At 65.8% G+C, this 21,694-nt stretch carries 17 protein-coding genes; 6 read left to right on the top strand and 11 right to left on the bottom strand.

Annotated elements, in window-relative coordinates:
- Positions 1–30 precede the first annotated feature (30 nt).
- Positions 31–3,048: a tetratricopeptide repeat protein gene (locus tag HJC40_RS17260; RefSeq protein WP_250002138.1), complete on the top strand. Its 3,018-nt coding sequence runs from the start codon at positions 31–33 to the stop codon at positions 3,046–3,048.
- A 4-nt stretch (positions 3,049–3,052) separates the two neighbouring features.
- Here HJC40_RS17260 and HJC40_RS17255 read toward each other — a convergent pair whose 3' ends face one another.
- Positions 3,053–4,408: a hypothetical protein gene (locus HJC40_RS17255; RefSeq protein ID WP_250002137.1), complete on the bottom strand. Its 1,356-nt coding sequence runs from the start codon at positions 4,406–4,408 to the stop codon at positions 3,053–3,055.
- Positions 4,409–4,549: 141 nt separating this feature from the next.
- On the opposite strand from HJC40_RS17255, the gene HJC40_RS17250 reads away from it, so the two are divergent.
- Positions 4,550–5,230: a hypothetical protein gene (locus HJC40_RS17250; protein ID WP_250002136.1), complete on the top strand. Its 681-nt coding sequence runs from the start codon at positions 4,550–4,552 to the stop codon at positions 5,228–5,230.
- Positions 5,231–5,916: 686 nt separating this feature from the next.
- Positions 5,917–6,111, top strand: coding sequence for a hypothetical protein (locus HJC40_RS17245; RefSeq protein WP_250002135.1), 195 nt, complete (start codon positions 5,917–5,919; stop codon positions 6,109–6,111).
- A gap of 399 nt (positions 6,112–6,510) precedes the next feature.
- On the opposite strand, the gene HJC40_RS17240 is transcribed toward HJC40_RS17245, so the two are convergent.
- Positions 6,511–7,803 (bottom strand): hypothetical protein, encoded by a 1,293-nt coding sequence (locus HJC40_RS17240; protein ID WP_250002134.1) that lies wholly within the window; start codon positions 7,801–7,803, stop codon positions 6,511–6,513.
- 432 nt (positions 7,804–8,235) lie between these two features.
- Between HJC40_RS17240 and HJC40_RS17235 the strand changes: the two genes are divergently transcribed.
- A complete protein-coding gene (locus tag HJC40_RS17235) occupies positions 8,236–8,778 on the top strand; it encodes a hypothetical protein (protein ID WP_250002133.1) in 543 nt (180 codons plus the stop codon).
- Between the two features lie 790 nt (positions 8,779–9,568).
- Here HJC40_RS17235 and HJC40_RS17230 read toward each other — a convergent pair.
- Entirely contained in the window at positions 9,569–11,539 is a 1,971-nt protein-coding gene (locus HJC40_RS17230) for a DUF6183 family protein (RefSeq protein WP_250002132.1), read from the bottom strand.
- Between the two features lie 468 nt (positions 11,540–12,007).
- Between HJC40_RS17230 and HJC40_RS17225 the strand changes: the two genes are divergently transcribed.
- Entirely contained in the window at positions 12,008–12,202 is a 195-nt protein-coding gene (locus HJC40_RS17225; protein WP_250002131.1) for a hypothetical protein, read from the top strand.
- A 203-nt stretch (positions 12,203–12,405) separates the two neighbouring features.
- Here the strand turns inward: HJC40_RS17225 and HJC40_RS17220 are convergent, their stop codons facing one another.
- Positions 12,406–13,008 (bottom strand): DUF1877 family protein, encoded by a 603-nt coding sequence (locus HJC40_RS17220; RefSeq protein WP_250002130.1) that lies wholly within the window; start codon positions 13,006–13,008, stop codon positions 12,406–12,408.
- Positions 13,009–13,503: 495 nt separating this feature from the next.
- Here HJC40_RS17220 and HJC40_RS17215 point away from each other — a divergent pair, with 495 nt between their 5' ends.
- Positions 13,504–14,004, top strand: coding sequence for a hypothetical protein (locus HJC40_RS17215; RefSeq protein ID WP_250002129.1), 501 nt, complete (start codon positions 13,504–13,506; stop codon positions 14,002–14,004).
- 304 nt (positions 14,005–14,308) lie between these two features.
- On the opposite strand, the gene HJC40_RS17205 is transcribed toward HJC40_RS17215, so the two are convergent.
- From HJC40_RS17205 to HJC40_RS17175, 7 genes are all read right to left on the bottom strand, one after another.
- Positions 14,309–14,575, bottom strand: coding sequence for a hypothetical protein (locus HJC40_RS17205; protein ID WP_250002512.1), 267 nt, complete (start codon positions 14,573–14,575; stop codon positions 14,309–14,311).
- Positions 14,576–14,775: 200 nt separating this feature from the next.
- Positions 14,776–15,000, bottom strand: coding sequence for a hypothetical protein (locus HJC40_RS17200; protein ID WP_250002127.1), 225 nt, complete (start codon positions 14,998–15,000; stop codon positions 14,776–14,778).
- A gap of 596 nt (positions 15,001–15,596) precedes the next feature.
- The gene (locus HJC40_RS17195) at positions 15,597–16,226 is read right to left on the bottom strand and encodes a hypothetical protein (RefSeq protein WP_250002126.1); all 630 of its coding nucleotides are present in this window, start codon (positions 16,224–16,226) and stop codon (positions 15,597–15,599) included.
- 522 nt (positions 16,227–16,748) lie between these two features.
- The gene (locus tag HJC40_RS17190) at positions 16,749–18,242 is read right to left on the bottom strand and encodes an APC family permease (protein WP_250002125.1); all 1,494 of its coding nucleotides are present in this window, start codon (positions 18,240–18,242) and stop codon (positions 16,749–16,751) included.
- Positions 18,243–18,358: 116 nt separating this feature from the next.
- Positions 18,359–19,129: a hypothetical protein gene (locus tag HJC40_RS17185; protein WP_250002124.1), complete on the bottom strand. Its 771-nt coding sequence runs from the start codon at positions 19,127–19,129 to the stop codon at positions 18,359–18,361.
- Between the two features lie 72 nt (positions 19,130–19,201).
- Positions 19,202–19,978: an SAM-dependent methyltransferase gene (locus HJC40_RS17180; RefSeq protein WP_250002123.1), complete on the bottom strand. Its 777-nt coding sequence runs from the start codon at positions 19,976–19,978 to the stop codon at positions 19,202–19,204.
- Between the two features lie 466 nt (positions 19,979–20,444).
- Complete coding sequence (locus HJC40_RS17175) at positions 20,445–21,254, bottom strand: hypothetical protein (protein WP_250002122.1); 810 nt, start codon at positions 21,252–21,254, stop codon at positions 20,445–20,447.
- Positions 21,255–21,694 lie beyond the last annotated feature (440 nt).

Genomic DNA, 21,694 nt, shown 5'->3' with positions numbered 1-21,694 from the left:
CTTCATCTGGTGTTGCAGGGGACGGTGCGAATGCTGGAGAGAGATCGCGTCTGCGAGATCCAGTCCGGTCATGGACACGGCAGCGGCTATCGCATCACCGACAAGTTGATTCTTACCGCTGGCCACGTCGTCGAAGGCCAGTCCGATGCCCTGGTCTCCTTCTTGGACGACGGGTGGACGGCTGACAACCACGCAGAAGCGCGGATGGCTCGCACTGCGACGGTGGTGTGGCGGGCCGAAGGTGATCACTGGCGCGGAGCGGACGCGGCTCTTCTAAAACTCGTTGAGGACGACACGGCATCTTGTCTACCACCTCGATGGGGTGCACTGGTGAGTGGACGCCCTGAGGTGGGGTGTACGGCGGTCGGATTTCCGGACATGCAGGTGACGGAGTCGGATGCAGGGAGCGAGGTGCGGGAAGCGGAGCAACTTAGGGGAACGATCAATCCGCTTACCAAGACCAGGGCAGGACTGATCGACATTGATATCGAGTCGGCGACACCTGCGATCTGGGACACGGACCGGCCGCTCTCACGATGGCGAGGCATGTCGGGCGCAGCCGTGTTCTGCGACGATCTCTTGACAGGTGTAGTCATCTGGGATGATATCGAGAGGTTCGCAAGCCGGCGGCTCACCGCGCTGTCCATCGAGCATCTTTTGCAGGATTCGGGATTCTGCGATCATATCCGTGACGCGACTGGCCATGTTCCGTTCGCCGAACCGGTCGAGCTCGACGAAATGCAAGACGTCGTCGCCGACTTACAGTCGCCGGCCGGGCTGCTGCGTGCCGACGCGGAAACGGTGCGTTTCCGAGGCCGGGATGACCTCCTCGCGGAGTTGCGCGCCTGGTGTATGCGACCGGGGCTATTTGCTGTCCGGTTGTTGACTGGGGGCGGCGGGCAGGGAAAATCGCGGCTTGGGCGCGAGCTGGGTCGCCGAATGGCCCAAGGCCGCTGGGCGGTCCTCCATCTGGCTTCGTGGGAGCCAGACACGACCCGCGAGACCTACCGAATTATGCGAGAGCTAAATGTTCCTCTGCTGATCGTTGTTGACTACGCGGAGTCACGCACGGGCCAGCTGACTGCTCTGGCGCGATCGTTGGTGCGACACCGTACAGAAAAGGTGCGACTACTGCTCTTGGCCCGAACTAAGGGTGACTGGTTGGAAATTATTGCTGCGTCGGCACCCCACCTAGAGGTGTTCCAGCTCGCGACGATAGAGCACACCGAGTTGTCTGCGTTGAGTGGCTCGGACGGCGAACTCGGACCGGAGCAGGCATTCACAGACGCACTCCTTGGCCTCGCCGATCGGCTACCTAGGCTAGATGGGCACCGCCATGTCGACTGGTCAGCCGTTGTCCAACGAGTCGAGCGGCCTCGCATGTCCCCAGCTCGATACTCCAACATCCTCGAAGTACAGATGACCGCGCTCGCCCTACTCCTCGGCGCGGCCTATCCGAATATGGCGGCCGCGCGGCCGCACGTGCCCGGAGGAGCGGAGGATGTGCTGCTTCTGCACGAGCGGCGCTATTGGAGCAGCCTTGCCGGTACTCACAAACTCCAGCTGAACCCGTCTGCTTCGGCGGGTCTTGTGGCAATCGCAACACTGTGTACCGCAGCGGGACCCGAGGAGACCGGGCCCGTAAAGGCCGGTCTGCGGATACTTCATAAACGATCCTCCGCCAAGCTCGTAGATAGTGTCGTGCGCTGGCTACGCGACCTCTACCGAGACCGGCACATGTACTGGGGCAGCCTGCAACCCGACCGCCTATCCGAGCGTTTGGTGGGCCGCACCCTCACTGAGCGACCGGGTCACTTCGACGCCCCAGTGAGCGAATTGTCGCCCCGCCAGGCGCATGATGTTTTGACGGTCTTGTCTCGGGTGGCTGTTCGGTACCCCAAAGCCGACGAGGCAATCCGCCTCCTGATACCCACACACCCTGATCTGCTAGCTGTACCCGCCACGCTGGTGGCCATGGCCGCCGAGGACCCCGCGCCGTTAAACGCGGCTCTCGACGTTGTCGTGGAACGCTGCCGTGCCCAGGGCGACGGTACGGAACTGCTCGCTCAAATGGATGCGGTCATCCCGCCCGGCAGTCGCGTCCACCAACAACGGGCGGTCGCGATCACGAAACTCCTCGTCGAGCATCAACGGAATCTGGAGGGGCGCACGAGGGGCAGAACTCCGGGCCTAGCCGGGGCCCTAAACGATTTCGGGGTTCGGCTGTCCGCCGCCGGGGATCACGAGCGGGCGAAGGAGGCCATCGCAGAGGCTGTCGACCGTTACGCGCGACTCGACGATGGTCACTACGAGCGTCGCCGCGCTGCCGCTCTAACTAACTTGGCGGCGGTCTACTCCAAATTGGGCCGCCATGCAGAGGCTTTCCACGCCGGCGCAGAAGCGCTCGATCTGATGGAAGGGTTCGGTGCCAGGAGGGACGGGGTCGTCCTACCGGATATGGCACATGCGCGGAACAACTTGGGGATGATCCTGCGCGGGCTGGGCCGCCCCTCAGATGCCGCCGAGCAGCTGCAACACGCAACCCGCACGTACGAACAACTCGCCGTTCACGATCCGGAGACGTACCGGCCGTACCTGGCCCGGTCACTGCGAAATCTTGGCATGGTGAGGGCAGCGCCTGGCGATCGACTCGACGCAATCAGTCGTGCGGTGGAGTTGTATCGAGAGCTCGCCGAGGCTGTACCCGACAGTTACCTCGAGATCCTGGCCGCCGCGGCGGCAGACCTGCGGTCCGAGCTGACGAAAGAAGATCCGACGATGGCTGCCGCGAAAGCCGCGCGCACCGGGGTCGCTGCCCACGAGGTACTGGCCGAGCGCGATCCGCGGCAACTGCCAGAACTGGCGGTCGCGCTCCGGCTCATGGTCGACCTCATCATCGCCACTGGGGTCGACGACCCATCCGCTCCTGCCTACGCTCTGCGGGCGGTCGGCATTCTTCAACGGCTCACTGGTACGGACAGGCAGCGTTACGTAGAGGAGCTGAAACGCGCGAAGCGGACCGCGGCGCGCGCGTCCTTCGGGTCATGACCAATCAGGAAGTGGGCGCCACAACCGCCTCCCGATGTACCTCAATCGCGACTGGGATCGCGCCAGCGTGCGGTGCGCGGTGGGAACGATACGACGAGGATGCCTCTGGCATCATCGATTCCGGCCCAGGACCACCGGTGTCCTCGTACCCGCCCGGTGTAGTGGCCGTGCCAGCCACAAACATGGTTGACGGCTCCGATCCGCTGCCAGCGATATGAGTGATTGTCATCTGGTCAGGCAGGTGCTCGGGGACATTGCGCGTAAGGGTCTCGACATACGCGTGCTCAATATCGACGAGGCGTTCTGCCTGCTGACTCGATGGTTCACGACGCCATGCCCGCACCGCTGCGAGGTATTCGGCGTGGATGTCTTTCCGAACACCGAGCAGTCGGCGTGGATCCGCTTCCATCAGCGCATCCATGCTAGGAGCTGTCACCGTCCGCTCCAACCGGGGCCGTTCGCTCCGCGGCGTAGACCCAGCGCGGATAGCCTCGTCCGTCAACCGCCCGGCTGTTAAAACGACTTCCGCTGATTGATCGTACGCGGGGAAATCGGCCCGCGTGACCTGCTGCTGCGCCTGGTTGTACAAATAGCAGTTGTTCATGATGGTGCAAATCGTCTTCAGCGCGTTGACATCCTCCTCCGCCAGACCAAACGCTCTGGCCGCCTTATACAGATCACGAACATCGTCAACCGAGCCCTCGATTCCGACTGTTCTACCGATCTCCTTCATCAACGCCCCTCGCCGTAGGCCCGAGCCGCTCGCCGTCACGGCCCGCTGCAGGCAGTCGATGCGCCACTGCACACTTCGCCGCCACACGTCCTCGAGAAACGCCTTAGCCTTCCCACTTTCCACCGGCGGTGGTTCATCACCGGTCAGGCACGACTCAACGATCTCCTGATAATGCTCGGCCACCGAGGTCGGCGACTCGGACGGCCAGAACGCCGGCTGGTAATCGGCGGCGCGTTGAAGTGCTGCATCCAGGCGTCGGGCGATCTGATCCGGCTGATCGCCCGGCAGTAGACCGGCGATACCGGCCCTCCGGACAACCTGGAGGGAATCAACGAAGCTTGCTGTCTCCTGACTTCTGAAGGACGGCTGGACCATACCCATCTCCAACGCCGCCTCCAGCCGCGAAAAGGCGGCAGAATCTAGGTGGCTCTTCAATCGAGCTGAAATAAAGAAATAAATATCAGGGATGATCAGGCCGCCGTCGAGGAAAAGGAGTCCCTCGATCAAACTCGTGTCGAAACGGGCCTGCGTCAACAAACCTTCGATCTGGCGGTCGGCGGCGGAGAACAGAGTGCCACGGAGAGGACTTCGGGAAGTTTCGATATCCGCTGTGCCGGTACCCGCCATCGCAGCTCCTGACATCGGCCTATAGTCTCATTATCATGCCTGAGGTACACATCACCGGCAACTAGGTACCCGCCTCGTTCGATTGACCCGGCAGCTTCGAAACTTTCTGCGCAACGTCCGATTTGACCCACTTGGAGTGTTATGTCACGTGAGCTTGGGCTGGTCGCTCATTATGGAGCCAAGACGCCGACCTTTGAAGCCGCCCTGACGCCGCTTCAAAAATTCCTCTCTGATCGATTCACCGGCTCTTACACGCCGCGGGATTCGTTCCAAGTTCACGCGACGATCTTGTACCTTGGCAAAGCCGACGAGGTCGATCCGGAAGGCGTACGCTGCCTAGCACGAGAATGGCAGGCCTCGTTCATCCACCCTCTGCACATCCAGTTCGGCGGGATCGTCGTCGCGGCCGACCCCGGCATCGACGCGATGCGCACGTTCGACGTCGCCAGGAATTGGTGTCTAGTTCATGGGTGGCCGATCGAGCCTGCCACGAACGGCGTGTGGGCAAAAAACGATCTTGCGGCGTTGCGCCGCTCCGTGGAGCGATTTGGTTTTCGGCACCTATACCGGGATGTCACTCCATTTGGAGACCCAAACTGTTACACGAAGGTCGGCTATATGAACGGCGAGCCGTTGCTGGGAAGCGACTTAGCCGAAGTCCGTGGGTATCTCGCCGCCCGCCCATTCCACCTCGACATCGGTTACCAAGATCTCGTGGTTGTTGGGTACGAAGACGACACCTTGCCGCCGACGCGCACAGTCGCCGTCTCGTTGGCCGAGGTGGCCGCCGATGAACGCGCGTGGGACGCTTTGAGCCGCTGAAGTGCCTTGTAACATCTCATCGGCTGGCAAGGGTAAGATGGGTCTCGAATTAACCTGGCAGTTCGGGGTCCATGGCGTCGAGCCGATCAATGATTAACTTGGACGGCAAGATGAGGGGCGACCAGATTTCCGAACATCTGGCGCCGAAAGGACGCAATGAAGCCAATCCGAGAAGTCCGCCATGGAAGTTAGGACTTCCAACCGCCATCGCGAGATCCCCCGTCGTGGTCCTCCACGCTGGACGACGACGCGTAGAAGGGACTCCTGGCGGCTGGCGGCCACTCACGCCCGCCAAATCCGTTGCCTACAGCCCTACGCGCCGGCCGGGAGCGTGGCCGCCGCAATTGGCCCGGGTCACCGGAATCTCGAGCTCCTCGCCGACCGGGCGTGCAGACACTGGACGGGTACTCGCAGCGGTTGGAGGCCGGCTGCAGGGTTTGCCTCGGCGTAGCCGGTAGTCGGGCCTGCCAGCCGGCGGCGACCGGTGGGACACCACGACCGACGCGACTACCACCTCCGCCGACACCGGCACGACACCCACGCCAACGGCTACCGTCACCCCTTTCCTCATCTAATGTCAGATCTTGGCGAGGGGGTCAGGTGTGAGACGCTACCGAGGTTGAGTGACGGGCAGATGCTCATCGCCATCATCTCGATGATGGCGACCGACTCCAAGGGAGCGCGGCATGGCAAATCGAAAGATCACCATTGAGCTGGATGAGAAGGTCTCGAAGGATGCCTATGCGAAGCTCGCCAACGTCATTTGGGCAGTGGCATCAGTAGAAGATCACTTCGTACAAGTCAGCTTCGATAGCGGGACTACCGCCGGCTACCTCAATAATTGGTACGCCAAGAATGTCACACCAGCAGTCTGGAAGTAGCACGTCGCAGGGCGTGACTGCGCGTGACCACCCGCTACAGGTATGCCGCTGCCCGGCCATGCCGTGCCTTTGTCGGACGGGCGTCGAAGTTAGTGGCCACGTAATTCCATCGGCCATGAAACCGAGCCGGGTGACATATGGGCGGTTATCGGCCCGTAGACACCGGCCGGCCAGCGTTTCATCTCTCAGGCCGTCATGGGCAACCGAGGGACGGCCTGGAAGCACACGCGCTTGGACGCGTACTTCGGCGGTGTCAGGCCGCCGTTACGAGCAAAGACCCGCCCGCCTGGTCAGCCGCAGGTTCGAAGGGCCGGCCTCGAGTCTCTGATTACGGCTGGGTCCCGCCTGGCTGCGAGGACTTGCCCGGGCAACTCTCTCGGCGCTGGATCGGGATGAGCTTTACATCCCGGCACGGCAAGCAGCAAACCCGTTCGACTCAGGGGAAGACCGGTAAAACTGAGTGGTGGTCCGGCATGCCTCGATCGCCACACCGTTACTGTCGATGGCCTCTACCATTCCAAAACTTGGGAATCCTACAAATCGACGAGACTCGGTCGTTTTCGTCTTTTGCCGAGTTACGTATACGGACTCCGGCAGTCGAATTTCTACCGTTGTCGTGGCGCGTGCCGGCAACACCACAACCGCGTCGAACCCTAGAAGGAACTCGGCAGTCCCGCACTTCCGGCCACTGTACGATCCGTGCGCCGGGAGGCGGATACCATCACCAAAGTCGGACTCGGAATCGGCCGTGCCCGCCGCCAGCTCGGTAACTTCGCCGGAGAACGCTGTCCTGTCTCGATCGAGTGCGGTCATCGTCAGTGCCGTGGAAAGCTCGTAGACGAAGAACGGACCCGAGCTCCCGCACGCCGCTGGTGGGAAGATGGCCGAGATCTGAAAGCTTCTGATCGTTCGGTCGGCATCCGTGGTGTTCGCCAGTGCGAGGCGCAGGCGAACTTCGCCGAGCTCGCCGTCCGCAGCCCGCCGAGTGCCTTTGCCCACCACGAGCTGTTCGGCAACGACCGGATCAATCACCCGTCGTGAATGCTCAGGTAAGGCAGCGTTCAAAGCGCCGGCAACGAGCAGAGCAGCCGTGAGGCCGACCAGCCACGGGCGAACCGGAGTCGTCGCCCGGCTCGCGTCGGCCGCGGCCCACCGCCGGCGCCAGCGTTCATCGCCGAGCAACTCGCTGTCGAGGTGCAGATCTCGAGTTTCCGCGACGGCGATCAAAGCGCTGACAACGGCGCGCGTCGTGCGCCAATCGGCGCTGTCCCCTCGTAGAACGGCTTTATAGGTGCGGTTGCCCAGGCGCTCGAGCACTCTATCCACGTCTGCGTACGAGCTACTGACCCGCCGAAAGTCTGGGCGCCCCGCAGCAGAATGCAGGGCGGTCAGGCATCGGACCAAGTCAGCCCGTGCTTCTGATCGGCGGTTCGTGGCTCGCTCCTGCAACTGCAGGCGCAGCCCCACAGCTGTCAGGAGCAGCGCGGTGCACGCGACGACGAGCCCTGCCACGCTGGCGATCTTGTCGTTCGAGTCGAGATCGCCGGTCGCCATCTCACCGACCAACCACAACACGCCAACGAGCGCGGCCGCCGACACGCAGCACACGCCGATCGGGCCCGCGAGGGGGTGGCGGACGGTGTCCTGAAGCCGCTTCCCGTTGCGACTCGGGCGTCGCGCCTGCCTCGTCATCGCTCCATTGTGCGCGTGGAGGGGACGCCGTGCCGCCAGGTGAGGGCTCGATACCGCTGCTGTCGCATCGCCTGTCGGAGTGAAGGGCCGGCCGGCAAGCACGATCCACCGCTTGCCGGCCGGCGCTCGACGTGACTTGCCTACGGCGCGCTACGGGAAGACTCTTCCCCGAGCGCCCACCGGAGGCACGGGTGTTAGCGGGCCGCAGGCCGCCCCCGGCAGGGCCGCCGGAGGCACCGCTATCCAGGCGGCCTCTTGCTAGAGGCGGCTGGTTCCTGTGCCGGTGGTTCCTGTGCCGGGCGCGCCCGGCGGACCAGCAGGGCCCGGGAAAGGCTGTCGTCGCTCGTTCGAGTGAACGCAGTCGGGATCTTGAACCGGATACCGCTCGGGCACGTGTGAGCGTTACTTAGTGCCCAATGTAGGGAGCATGTCATGCGCAGTGTCCAGCGCCTCACGATCGCCACCGCAACGACCTTGGCCGCAGCTATCGGCGTGGTCGCTGCCTCAAGCCCTGCGTCCGCCGCTGACGCCTCCGATGTCGCAAACTGCTTCTACGGCGTCGGGATCTACGACACGAACCTCGGCATTCCGCGAGGAGTCACTGCCAGTGGGCCGGTAGGCCCCGGTCAGACGCTGCCCATCTCTACAGTAGTCGTGAACGGCAATATCGACGTGGCAGGCAACACCTCGTGCTCGGAAGCGAGCGTGCAATTCCGTTTGCAAACGAAGGAGTGCGGCACGTTTCGCTGCACCTGGCGGACCAAGGCGGAGGACGACACGGTACTCCTCCCAGTTGACGGCCGCGCCACAACCGAGCTGCGCACGGACTGCCGAATCGGGACGCACAGCTACCGCCTTCAGGCTGTCGTAACGCACGTCGAGCTGACCTTCGAAGACAATAACCGGAGGTGGTACCCGATGCAGAACACCATCACTAACACACACGAGGGCCTGTCCGACAAGATCTCCTGCTAACTAGCTAGGATCGATGGCTAGGAACTCGCCAATATAGTCCGCGGCTATTCGACCAAGCCCCGGTCGTCTCTCCAGACGATCCGGGGTTTTGTCGTGTCTGGCCTACTCTCGCGGTCTGCGCGGCCGGGTCGGCGCCGTCGCCGCAGGCGTAAGGCGCCCGATCCCGGGCTGCGCCTTGAAGACGTAGAGAAACTTCTCACCAAGAGCGGCACTAGCGGTTTTGATCCTCTTTGATGCGCTCCCGAGGAGAGCTGCTCCGATCGGTTCCGCCCCGGAAAGAATTTTCTACTCACCCGCAGGCATTAACCTGGGCGACGATTGCCCAACGAGAGGCCATTCTCAGGCGACTCAACGCGCTTTTCGCCGATTCATCCAAATGATAAGCAGTGCAAGAAGAAGTGCGACAGGCAAGAATCCGAGTAGCGTCTCGGCGAAGGATCGATCCTTTACTTGGCTGTACACCACAGATACCAATAGCCATGCTCTCAGCACGCCGATTGCTGAGCTGACTGCTTTGCGGCTCATACTAGCGATTTGCTCCACTGGCAGAAGGGGATTTGCTAGACCGTCACATGAAGTTCCCTAGCCCGAACGGTATGGGCGTCTTCGGCAGGCTGGCCACCGAACCACAGCACGTCTGGCTCACCCTGAACTCCGACACCCCGTACGCCCCCGCTCTGCTCGACCTGAGCGACGGCCCATGGTCATCGAGCTGCCGCTGGGCCTGCTCATATGCATCGCAATGAACCTCAACCAGCGATGGGTGCTCGACAGGGTCAGCCCGGACCGGTCAGTCGGCGTCGGTGGCCGCGAGCACGGCTAGGTGTCGGTGATCGGGGGATACCGCGATGACGGCGAGGTCCCATCCGGTCTGGTCGAACCAGCCGGTGGTGGGGTCGAGGGTGTACCAGCGGCACCGGCTGGCGAGTTCTTCCACTTCGGCGGTGTCGGCCTGCTCGGTGGCGCTGGTCAGGGCGGCGAGTGATCGCCACGCGGATATACGGCCCTGGGCGCCGCCTTCGCCGCGGGTGTAGGCGCCGCCGTTCGCGGCTGCGTTGAACAACGCCTGCCAGGCTTCGCCCGGGGAGGTTTCCCGGATGAGCAGGTCAGCGGCTGGTGTCGTACCCAGGCAATGCAGGCCGAGGGCGGCCAGGGTATCGGCCAAGGCGCCGTCGGTGAGCTCGCCGGTGAACTCGAAGGTACGGGCTTCGTAGTGGCCGTTCGACCATTGCGTCCAGGCGGCGACGGCGGTGCTGATCGCTGCCATCGTCACTGGTGTTGTCGTCTCCCGGGACGGCGGGATCTGTGCGCCGGGCAGCCGGTCGACGATGACGCCGGCGCTGTTGCTGCCGGATGTGGGGTAGCTGGTCGAGCGGAGTTGGAAGTGTGGCAGGGCCGGTCGGCCCTCGAGCGCGGTCAGTGTCCTGGGCAGCCGGTCGGACGGCTGGCCGGGACGCTGCGGTGAGGTTGCCCATTCGGCGATCGCCGGTACGTCTTCCACCTTGACGGCGCGCAGGATCAGCTCGTGCAGGACAAGAGCGCGAAGTTCCTCGGTCTGCGCTGCCGCCGGGATCGGGCCGGTGAACAGGCTGGTCAGCGCAGTAATGGGCTGGTAGGCGGTCAGCAGTTGCGCCGCGTATCGGCGTTGCGGGAGATCGCCCGCGGTGACGACTCGTACGGCCTGGTCCACCGACGACGCGCCGGCGGTCATGCACAACAGACGCAGCAGGTGGTCGAACACGCTGGTGTACTGCCAGGGCGGCGGCATGGACGTTCCGTGCTGGTGCCGCAGGGCGATCGCGAGATCGGCCACGAATATGGGCTCGCCGGCGGTCATGCGGGAGGCCGCGAGGTCCCAGATCCCCCGCAGCTCCCCTAGATCCGTGATGATGGTCGCGAGCTCCGTGAGGTAGCCGGTCGCCAGCGGTACGTCGGCGAGGTTGAACGGGGCCGGTTCGCTGTAGTGGTGGGGCCACACCCATTCGTCGTCACCCCAGTCGGTCATGGTGCTGCACCGGTGCCGCAGCAGGCTGATGTCGGTGTTGAACGGTGCTCCGCCGGGATGTTGTTCTGAGGGTTCCAGCGCGGCGTCGACGTTGTAGGCGAGGCGGTCGGGCAGCCAGTAGTCGCGGCGGAACCCGGTCCGCCATTGCGAGTTGGATCCCCAGCCGTGTGACAGGTCCGAGACCGGCCGGTGCCGGCGCCACCACGCCCAGTAGAGCGTCGACCCGGCGGCCACGGCCGCAGTGAGGTGATGGGAGCCGGCGCGGACGGTCACGCCCGCCCGCTGCAGCATCAGAGAGCCGATCATGCAGCCCGGCCACCACAGAGCGGCCAGGGCCGGAGGCGCGTCCGGGTCGTCGTCGGGGTGCACCGCGACGAGCTCATGCAGGAACGGATGAAACGAACCGGTGCGCGGGAACGTGCCGCCGATGGCGTGGATGAACTGCTCGTAGGCGCCGATCGGAAGCGTGTCCTCCTCGTAGTCGGGGCCAGCCGCTGGCGGCTGGTACGGCAGGATCAGCAGTTCGGCGACCCGGCTGAGCGCGTACAAAGTCCACCTGTCCTCGTTGCCGAGCACCGTCGCGGCCGCTTCCCAGCGTCCGGCCCGATGCAGCGCCCGGAGCAGGGGTTGGTGTGCCGCCAGCCACGGCTCGAGGACATCACCGGCCCAGTCGCCGCCGCTGTATCTCGCGGTCGGCTCGAACAACCCGTGCCGCACGTCATTGCTCGCGCCGTCCGGAAAAAGGATCCCCGTCATGGGCACGCAGTCTGCGGGCCTCCCGGGTCTCCCGTCGAGCACGCAACTGCTCACAAGCATGGCCCGGTAGCCGCGACCACGGAGCTCGGGCCGCGCGGGTGGCCACCAGGGACGGCGTCGTCCCGTTCGCCGCTGGGTCGAGCAGCGCTATGCATCTATGACACGTGGCCACACGAATACGACCGCTTTACCATGGTGATCTGTCCTGCTGAAGAAGCTGTGACCGTAGCCAGCTTCGGTTTGGCGATCGCTGTCGGCAACGAACAAAGCACTCGTCGGCGCCGTCCCTGAAATGGTCAACAACGTGCTTCTGCTGCTGGCCGACCTACTGGAAGACTCCTGCCTCCCCTTTGCTGGCCCATGTCAGGTCTTGGAGATGGTCAGGTGTGGGACGCTACCGAGGTTGACTGACGGGCAAATTCTCATCGCCATCATCTCGATGATGGCGATCGACTCCAAGGGAGCGGCATGGCAAATCGTAAGATCACCATTGAGCTGGATGAGAATGTCTCGAAGGATGACTATGCGAAGCTCGCCAACGTCATCTGGGCAGTGGCATCGGTAGAAGATCACTTCGTACAAGTCAGCTTCGACAGTGGGACCACTGCCGGCTACCTCAACAAGTGGTACGCCAAAAACGTCACACCAGCAGTCTGGAAGTAGCACGTCGCAGAGCGTGACTGCGCGTGACCGCCCGCTAGACGTGATGCCGCTACCTGGTCGTGCCATGCCCTCCTCGGACGTCGTCAGCGTTAGTAGCCACGACCTATGAGTCAATAGCGACTTTGGGTCGCCACGCGGCAGTGAAGGGCCACCCCAAAGGACGACGGCGCCTCGGGGCGGCTTGACATCAGCTGCAGTCACCCTCAGACGAGCTTGATGACGAGGTCGAGGCCTTGGTCGGCGACGCGGCGGCAGTGCTCGGCGAACTCGCGCAGGTTCGCGAGGATCTGTGCGAAGCGTTCGTCGTCGTGGCCCACGTCTTCGGGGTGCACCTTATAGACGCCTTGGTCGAGCATCTGCGCTACGGAGAAGTTGCGGCGAGCGGCAGCGACGCCCAAGGTGTCGATCCGCTGGGCTGTCGTGGCCAGCCAGGCCGACCGGGAGCATCGCCAGTTGCAGCGGCCCGGTTGCATGCCCTCGTGCGCGAACGGCTCCTGCCCGAAGATCATCTGGTAGGCGGTCGTGCGTTCGCGCTGTTCCCATGACGTTGTCTCCAGGTAGGTCACCGGGTCGAGCAGGTATTCGGCCTGCCGGAAGGAGCGGTCGCCGAAGTGCTCGATCCAGCCGTCGCCGATCGGCACCTCGTCCAGCAGCCGATAGCTGAACGCGGGAAAGGTCTCGTCGCCGAGCTGCGGCCCGAACGGCGGGTAGTCCTCGACGGCTGACCACAGCTCGACGTCGGCGCGGATCGCCCTAACGGAGTCGGCGTCCAGCGCGAGGATGAAGCTTCCGTAATCGAGGCCCATGTATCACAGCACAGCACAGAGCTGTTCGTGGCAGCTACGTAATACTGTGGTGTCTGACCAGCATCGGGACGTGGCGCCACGCCACTCCCGCTCCGGCCAGTTCGCGATCAGCGGGAGCTGTGCTGAATGGCGCCCGGGGCCGGTCGTGGTCCTCACGACAGGACGGTGAGGCGGGCCAGGCGGCACCTGTCGCTTGGGGAGAAGCCTCGCGATAGATCAGCCACCGCCTGGCACCCTGCGCAGCTTAAAGTAAGGCGAAGCTGCGACGGGCAATGCGGCGTACCGTCTTGACGCCCCGCAAGACGCCCGCCATCAGCGGTTCGTCGGAACACCGCCCGGCCTGGGCTCGGCGGACCCGCCCTGACCGGAGCGAGGATATCCTCGGCGTCCTCGAGGTCGCCGCGGGTCCGACCGCGCAGCGCTTCTGTAGTCGTCGCCGGAGGAACTCCAATGCCCCTACCATGTCGGGCTATCCGGCTGAAGGAGCGTGGCACTGTGGCAAGCTTCGATTGGTCATCGTTGCCCGCGGGGCAGGCGGCTGGCATCGACGCCGTGCCCGAGATGGTCGACCACGCGCTTCTGGTACTGGCCGACGTCCTGGAAGAGAAGTACCTTGCGTGCGAGTTCAGTCTCGACACCGGCCCGCTGATCGACGAGAACATCGAGGCGTCGGTGAACGCGCTGCTACCCGGCCGCTGCCGCGTCGCACGCATGGCGCCTGCGCCGCCCTGGCGGCCGCTGGTGCGCGAGGCGCTGCCCGCGATGTTCCTGCCATCGGGGCAGCCGGGCGTCTGGGATCAGGGCACGGCGCCGCGGTTTCTGGCCGAGTCCCTCGCGGACTGGGCGGTGGCCCTCCTGAGCCGGCTCTGGCCGGAGGATGCGGACTGCTGGACCCTGACCGTCGAGATCCGTGACCCGTATGCGCCGTCGTATTTCGACGTGGTGATCGAGTATCAGGAGCGGGTGTGGCTGCTGCATCTGGGGGTCACCGACTGACGCGCCCAAGGCGCTGGCGGGTCGATAACGCAGGCGTCCGTCAGCTATCAGAGAGCACAAGGAGCGCCGCTAATCATGGGCGTGGCTCGTTCCATAAGTTCCGGCGCCGATGTCTACGGGGTTCGCATCAAGGGCTTCGGCCAGTTCAATGCCGGTCGGGTTGAGCAGCGGTACCGGGTTGATGGGTCCAGCCGGATGCTCCGGTCTGCGGGGTGGGTGAGCAGGACGATGTCGAGGGCGATCACGTAGCCGATCTCGGCGGCGACCAGGGCGCCGAGGATGATGGCGTGGTGCCCAGTTTGAGCTAGGTCAGCGCGGCGATCCAGGCCCAGCCGGTCAGCGCCCACATCGGCCACCAGGTGGTACTACCGCCGGCCGGGTCGACGGCGCAGTCGGCGGCGGGTCCGAGGGCGCCGGACAGGCCGGCCAGGCTGGTGGTGTAGGCGGTCGGCGCGATGAGCACGACGACGGCGGTGGCGGCGGGTCGGCCGAGGCTGGCGGCGTAGTAGGAGTAGAACGCGCCGTTGTGGCGCAGGTGCCGGGCCTGTGGCGTCAGCTGGGTGCGCAACATCGTAAGACCCAGGGGCGCGCCAGGCAGCGCTCGGAGCAACTGACTTTTGTCGCTGGTAGTTCCGCTGGCCGATGTCGGCTTTGCTGACTCCAAGCTGTTGGCGTTGCTGTTCGTGGGTGCGGCGCCCGCCGGGTTTGACGGGCGCCGCTACACAAGCTGTGAGGTTTCCGCTGGGAAGACTCACGAGGCAAGTGGCGTGTCTACTTGGCGATGCCGGCGATCTCTACGATCGCGGTCGCCGCGCGTACGTACTTGTTGCTGGCAAGGTCGCCGATCGTCTTGATGTTGAAGGCCTTCTTCAACGCCTCGGCGTCGGCCTCGCTGACTCCGGCGAGCGCGGACACCGGCGCGTCGACGAGTTCGGCCAGCGTGCTGGACTCGTAGGCCTTGTCGAGGACCTTGTCGAGGTTCGCGGAGATAGCCATAGAGAGTGTGTTCCTTCCGTCGTCGGGATCTGACCTTGGAAGGTCAGCGTGGAGCCGAGGATTGCACATTGGCCGCCGTGGTCGATCATGCCGGTCGACCGCGCCGGGAAACGGTTGTGTACGGCTTCCGGAAACCACCATGGGCCTCCGCCATCGAGTTGGCGACCTCGCCGACAGCGAGCGCGCCGTCACTCATCTGCGACGCTTTCGCCCGGTACGCCTCAATCAGCCTCGGACCACCATCCGGAGATAGTTTGAGCGGACCCGGTCGCAGACGAACACGGCCGCCTCCTTGGTGCGCTCTTGCAGATTGCCTCAGGTCATCGTGTGGCCCTCTATCTCTTGCGGGTCTCCCACCAGCCAATCCAGCAGCGAGCACAGCGTCCGACGCGGTCCTGGCCCGAAGCTTCGGCTCGCACTGCACCGGCTCGCCCGGCCTTGGTATCGCCGCTGCGCTTGGCACGTCTTCTGTGCGCGGCCAACCTTGGAGCCGGCCCGCTGTGGGGCAGACTCATTTCTGTGCTGGGGCAGCATGGAAGACGAAGCGCCGCGCCGGCGGTCAAGCCTCATTTCGTCGGCGCGGCGCCTGTTGCCTGCTATGCGCGTAGCTTCGCCATGGTTGCGCGGACCGTTTCAATCATGGCTTGCTCGATCTTGCTCCCGGGTGTGGCGGCGGTGGTGCGGTCGTAGACCGTTACGGTCATGTAGAGGTTGCCGTCATAGGCAACGAGGTGGGGGCCGGTTGACTCGCCGTAGGAGTACGCGCCTTGTCCGAGTCCTGGCACGTCGGTCAGTTCGGCGGTTTGAGCTTTGACCTTGCGTACCCCGGTGAACATTGACTCCATCGGGATGCCGGCGTCACCGATTTGGAGTTCGATCGCCGTGCCGACCCGGGCACCGCCTCGCCCGAAGGGCCGGTCGCAATGCGTGACCGTCAACGGGCCGGCGTCCGGAGCCAGGCCACCTTTCTCGGTCTTGCCTCCCGGCCCGAGGACGGCGCTGAGCGCGGTGTCGTCGATGGCAGCGCACGGGTCGGCCGGCGTCTTGTAGGTGGTTGCCTCATCGTCGGCGTTCGGCTTTTTCGTTTGGTCGAGGGCGCGTTCCGCGGCCGGGGCGGGAGCCGCTGGATCGTCTGCCGCGGCGCGGGGGTCGCTCGACGTGCAGGCCGAGGTCAGAAACGCAACAGTCAGAGCGGCGGAAGCTACGGGCAATACACGGATCTTCATTGATCTCCATCGAGCAGTGTGGTGTTTGGACATGTAGGAACTGGTCGGCGAATCACCGGACGCCAGCAACTCCGGCCGCGAGCTCGCGCAGGGGCCGGCTGGCCCTTGCTGGGCAGCCAGGCAGGACGTTGCCATGGCATGACGAGCTCAGGACCCGGCTAGATCAGGCACCGTCTCCCGCACATTGGCGCGGAGGGCCGGGATATGACGCGGCCTGCTGGGCGTATCGATTGGCGGAGCCGGTGGAGCGCCGCGGCGTCGGGGGCCGGGCATCGGAACCCGGCCGGTCGTCGAGCTCGCCTCCTCGGGCCGCGCGAATCCGACGGGCGGATTTAACGGCATGCAGCAATGCTGTTTCTGCTACGCAGCCGTGCACACTTTGCGTTTACCGCTCGGTTGGCATGAAAGAACTCATGGTGAGGTGACGGTCTTACAGAACGTGACGCCGAGCCCTGCCAGAGTCGAGTTTCAAGGACCGATCAGTCCCAGTCGCCCCTTGCTGACCCGCCGTCAGCTCGGCGCCTACCTGAAGACCTCTGTTGGCTGGGTACCGGAGGCGGCCTGCGGCTGCGATTGCTGCGGGTCGCCGTTGCCGATGGCGTGCCAGGCCGTCGGATTGCGGGTACGGACTCGGTGGGCCCAGCCGATGCCGATCACAGCGATGAGTAGGTAGCCGGCTGGTGGGGTCCAGGCCTTGACCGGGTCGGTCGTGCCGACGAGATCGCCGAAGACGGCGATGCTGGGCACGGTGACGGCGGCCAGCAGGACGGCCGCCGCCAGCGGTGCCAGCCGGCGACGTGACCATGATTCCGGCTGGTCGCGATGGCGGTGGAAGTAGGTGACGACGGCGATCGCGGTGATGGTCATGCAGATCAGTACGCCGAGGCCGCCGGCGGTGGTGCCGTAGAAGAACAGGTCCATGGTGGGGTCGACGGCGGCCGCGCCGGCGACGGTCAGGGCGGTCAGGGTAATCGCTGATTGGGCGATGCCGGCGGTGACGGGGACTTCGTCGTCGCGGGTGATGGCCAGCCAGCTGGGCAGCAGGCCTTCGCGGGCCAGGGTGAGGGTGTAACGGGCGATGGTGGTGGCGATGGCGAGCATCGCGGCGAACAGGCTGGTCGCGTACAGCACCGTCCCCAGCTGAATCACCCACGCCGGGACCAGGGGCGCAGCGAGGTGGAAGAACAGGTCGGCGGGGTGCTGCTCGGCCACGGCGATGATCCGGTCGGGACCGGCGGTGATGCTCATGATCAGCCCGGTGCTGGCGTAGAGCAGGCCGGTGATGGCCAGGATGGCGCCGATCGCGCGGCGCACCGTGGTGCGCCGGTTGATCGCGACCAGGGCGAACGCGAGGGGGACTTCAAAGCCGATCAGCCCGGTGATCGCCCCGACCAGCGACGCCATCCCGGCCGGGTTCAGCAGTGGTGCCGGGTTGATCGCGTCGAAGCGGATGACCCCGTCGGCGGGGTGGGCGAGCAGGACCAGGTCGATGGCCAGAACGTAGCCGATCTCGGCCGCGACGAGGATGCCGAGGATGATCGCGTTGGTGCGCAGTTTGATCTGGCTCAGTACGGCGATCACCGCCCAGCCGGCCAGGGCCCACAGCGTCCACCACACGGTGCCGGTGCCGGCCGGGTTGACCGTCCGGTGCGCGGCCGGGCCGAACGCGCCGAACAGGCCCACCAGGATGGTCGTGTACGCGGTCAGGGCGATCAGGGCGACGGCGGTGGCGGCGGGTTTACCGAGGCCGGCGGCGACGTAGGAGTAGAAGGCGCCGCTGTTGGCCAGGTGCCGGGCCATGGTGGCCAACCCGGTGGCGAACACGGCCAGGATGGCCGCGGCTATGAGGTAGCCGGCGGGGGTGGCGATCTGGTGGAGCTGGCCGAACCCCAGGGGGATGGCGCCGATGATGATGGTCAGTGGGGTGACGGCGGCGACGCCGTAGAAGGTGAGCCGCAGTGCGCCGAGCCGGTGTTTCGCGGCTTGCTGGCGCAGGCGAGGTGGTCGAGACGGCACAGGTCTCCCATTTTCAGGGGCAGAAGCCAGACGGAAGCAAAAGGGGCAGAGCGAGGGGTTCGTCGGCTGCCGGCGCGCCACGAACGGGGTCGCTCAAGGGCGGCGGACCAGATGGGTCAGCGGGCCAGAGCCATGTGGTGCAGCAGGGTGACCGCGGTGTTCAACAGGGGTTGGTAGGCCGGGTGCAGGTCGGCGGGATCGCCGATGGCGTGGGTGACGGTGGCCGGCGGGAGATGGCCCAGGACCAGGGGGCCGAGGCTGCTCGCGGTGATCAGATGCGCCCAGAACCGTTGGCCGTGAGTCAACGGCCGCCGGTTGTAGATGTTGGCCAGCGGCGGTAACACGATCCACTGCTGACGGTGCGGGGCGACCGCGACGGTCACCGACCGGCGCCACCACAAACCCCGCACCGTGTGGGCCCGAGCGGCGCCGGTACGGATCAGCCGGTCGGTGACGCGGTGCCGGATACCGGCGGCCAGCCCCTCGATCACCTCACCCGGTCCCAGCTCCGGGTCCTGCAAGATCTGGTGCAGGATCTGCGCGCCGAGCGGGTCGACCCCCGGCCACTGTTGCCAGGTGCCGGCGTCGTCCACGGCGGGGCGCAGCGATCCGGGCCACCGGGCAGCGGTGAACCACGGCCGAAGATCACCGGGAATCGTGACGGCCGGGGCGCGCCCGCCGGTGAATCCGACCGGAACCGGCACTTGCTCACCGCAGGGCGGCGACAGCACCGCCGCCCGGGTGGCGGTCACGGCTAAGGCGTCGGCGGTGATCAGGTCAGCGAGGGCGGCCGCAGCAATGACCAGCCCCGCAGCATGCTCCGAGGTCAGCAACGCGCCGTGGCGATGGTCTTGCGTCGCCCACAACGCGCAATCAGCAAGCAGCACCGGTCGTCCTTCTTTCCGTCTGATGAGTCACCCGGGCAGGGCATGCGGCCGGCCGCCGCCGATGGACAGTGGTCAGGGCTTGCGGGCCAGGCCGCCGTAGATGCCGACCTGCGTGTCATCCAGCAGGGTGTCGGCGGGCCGACCGGCCCGCCACCGGTGCACCGCAACCAGACCGGGTGCGACCAGGTCCAGGCCGGGCAGGAACCCGGCGATGTCGTTGAGGGACCGCAACGTCACCGCAATCCCGGACCTTTCGATGGTGACGTGGGCGTGCGCGGCCTGGGCTTCGGTGAGCAGGTCCCCGCTGGCGTGGGTCAGGGCCAGCCAGCTCCCGGCCGGCAAGGCGTCGAGCAGGTGCTGGACGGCTTTGTGCGGGTGATCGCTGTCGTCGAGGTAGTGCAGGACCGCACCGAGCAGCACCCCGACCGGCCGGCCCAGGTCCAGAGTGTCGTGCAGGCCGGGATCGGCCAGCAGCGCCGCCGGGTCCCGCAGGTCCGCCGGCACCACCGCGGTCACCCCCAGCCGGGATAGCGGGACGAACAGGGCCCGGCCGTGGACCAGCACCAGCGGGTCGTTATCGGCGTACACCACCCGGGTGGCCGGGTTGATGCGCTGGGCGATCTGGTGGGTGTTGTGCAGCCCGGGCAGCCCGCACCCGATGTCCAAGAACTGGGTCACGCCGCGGCGGGCCATGAAGGTGACCGCCCGGCGCACGAACAACCGGTTCGCCAGCGCCGCCTGCCGCACCGCCGGGAACACCGCGGCCACCACATCCCCAGACGCCCGGTCAGCGGCGTAGTGATCCTTACCGCCGAGCCAATAGTTATAGCGGCGGGCGGCATTAGGCACGTTCACGTCATACGGCTGCAGGATCACGGCACCGCCCACCCGCCCGCACTCGAGGAAACCCCACGCCCGAGTCGCCGGCGGCAATCCGTAAACCGGGGATGCCGCAGCGCGCGACCGGCCAAGTCGGATGGCCACGGTGTCTCGACCGGGCAGAGGTAGCCGCCGGGGACTGGCGCCCACTCGCACGGAACCCGCCGGTAGCCGGCCGAGATGCACTCATCGGTCATCACCTGCTGAGCGGCGGTCAGCGTCGCCAGCACCGCCCCGCCGCTGCCCCGGCAGTCGGTGGCGAGCTGGCGGAGTTCCTCACAGCCCAACACGCAGCTGGCCTGGCGGTAGACGGCGACCGCAGGCAACGCGCGAGCGTTGAACCAATGGGCACCGTCGCCCAGCTGGTCAGCGAGCTGGCCGTACATGTCACACACGGCTGGTGCGCTCGGCTCCCCTATCCAGCACGGCTCGCCCATCACACGCCGCCCCGCCTGGCGACACCTGCAGTCTGCCCGGCGCCGCGGGGTGTCGCGGTGCAGCGGTCAAGGACAGCCAGCCAGTTGCCGGAATCGCCGCCGCGATCCTGCCCGCCGGGATTGTGGGGCTGGGTGCACCAGCGCGGATGGGTTCGCACCACGCTCGCCAGCCACCTCGCCGCCAACCTGCGGCACCGGGCATCCATCTGGGCGAGATACGCGCCGTCACGGGTCAGCGCCTGCACCGCCTGCCCGGTGCGGCCACACCCGGCATACACCCCGGCCGCGGCCAGCAGCACCATCTCCGCCTGCCCATAGCCCTGCGGGCTGGCATGCCACCGACGCAACACCCCCACAATCTGCTCGTCGGCCAGGTCACACTGCCCGTCACGGTGCAACGCCACCGCGAATCGGCACCGACTCGCCAGCGCCGTCCGCGGATCACCGGACTCCTCATCAGCTGCCAGCCGCTGCTCACAGACCCGCACCGCATCGAAGGTCAACGCCTGCTCGGTCAACACCCGCTGATACACCGACCCCGCCCGCACCGACACCGGATGCAACAGCCCCCACCGCCGCACCGCCGCCCGATACGCGAACCGACCCCACAACAACCTCGACTCCGCATCCGCGCCCGACTGCCGCGCACGGATGATCGCCGCCGCGATCACCTCCGGATCCGCCGGCGCCGTAATCGGATCCAAACCGGCCACCCCGGCCGGCGGACCCGTCGCGGCCCGCACCGACGACGCCACGGCGCGCGGCTCGACCAATCGCATAACCGATCGGAGCCAGCCGAGTGTGCTCATCGCGTTCCCCGACGGGCAGAACTCGAGTTGAAATGGATTCGCTGGGAGGTCCACATCAGCGAGATGTGTGGTGGTGCCGGGTACGCAGGAGCCGGACCTCGTTGTTCGGCACTGCTTACCCGGCTGTCCGGGACCGCACCTTCTGGGGGCCGGCCGATCCCCGACACCTTCTGATCGCCGGCGCCGGCAGGGAGGCTCCCCGTCATGCCTGCGCCGGTCAACGCCCTGCGACCAAACCTTCGAGCCGAGTGATGAGGCACGACGCCCCTGAGGGCCCGCTCCGTCGGATCTACGTGAGTCGACCTGGACACGGCCGAATGCGGGCGGCGGCACGCTACCGAGGTCCCGTCCAGGCACTCGGCGGGACTTGCTTTGGCACTACCCGATGGGTTATTCATCATCGATAAGCAGAGTTGAGAGGCTGCCATAAGAAGCCTCCT

Source organism: Actinoplanes sp. M2I2 (assembly GCF_023544445.1).
In the GTDB taxonomy this organism is placed as follows: Bacteria; Actinomycetota; Actinomycetes; order Mycobacteriales; family Micromonosporaceae; genus Actinoplanes.
The sequence above is the reverse complement of the archived record's forward strand: the minus strand, read 5'-3'. Positions and strand labels throughout refer to the sequence as shown.

What these genes read in the sequence shown, in the direction of transcription:
- HJC40_RS17260 (WP_250002138.1), top strand. Translation starts at nt 31, where the DNA reads ATGCTGGAGAGAGATCGCGTCTGCGAGATCCAGTCCGGTCATGGACAC.
- HJC40_RS17255 (WP_250002137.1), bottom strand. Translation starts at nt 4,408, where the DNA reads ATGGCGGGTACCGGCACAGCGGATATCGAAACTTCCCGAAGTCCTCTC.
- HJC40_RS17250 (WP_250002136.1), top strand. Translation starts at nt 4,550, where the DNA reads ATGTCACGTGAGCTTGGGCTGGTCGCTCATTATGGAGCCAAGACGCCG.
- HJC40_RS17245 (WP_250002135.1), top strand. Translation starts at nt 5,917, where the DNA reads ATGGCAAATCGAAAGATCACCATTGAGCTGGATGAGAAGGTCTCGAAG.
- HJC40_RS17240 (WP_250002134.1), bottom strand. Translation starts at nt 7,803, where the DNA reads ATGACGAGGCAGGCGCGACGCCCGAGTCGCAACGGGAAGCGGCTTCAG.
- HJC40_RS17235 (WP_250002133.1), top strand. Translation starts at nt 8,236, where the DNA reads ATGCGCAGTGTCCAGCGCCTCACGATCGCCACCGCAACGACCTTGGCC.
- HJC40_RS17230 (WP_250002132.1), bottom strand. Translation starts at nt 11,539, where the DNA reads ATGACGGGGATCCTTTTTCCGGACGGCGCGAGCAATGACGTGCGGCAC.
- HJC40_RS17225 (WP_250002131.1), top strand. Translation starts at nt 12,008, where the DNA reads ATGGCAAATCGTAAGATCACCATTGAGCTGGATGAGAATGTCTCGAAG.
- HJC40_RS17220 (WP_250002130.1), bottom strand. Translation starts at nt 13,008, where the DNA reads ATGGGCCTCGATTACGGAAGCTTCATCCTCGCGCTGGACGCCGACTCC.
- HJC40_RS17205 (WP_250002512.1), bottom strand. Translation starts at nt 14,575, where the DNA reads ATGTTGCGCACCCAGCTGACGCCACAGGCCCGGCACCTGCGCCACAAC.
- HJC40_RS17200 (WP_250002127.1), bottom strand. Translation starts at nt 15,000, where the DNA reads ATGGCTATCTCCGCGAACCTCGACAAGGTCCTCGACAAGGCCTACGAG.
- HJC40_RS17195 (WP_250002126.1), bottom strand. Translation starts at nt 16,226, where the DNA reads ATGAAGATCCGTGTATTGCCCGTAGCTTCCGCCGCTCTGACTGTTGCG.
- HJC40_RS17175 (WP_250002122.1), bottom strand. Translation starts at nt 21,254, where the DNA reads ATGAGCACACTCGGCTGGCTCCGATCGGTTATGCGATTGGTCGAGCCG.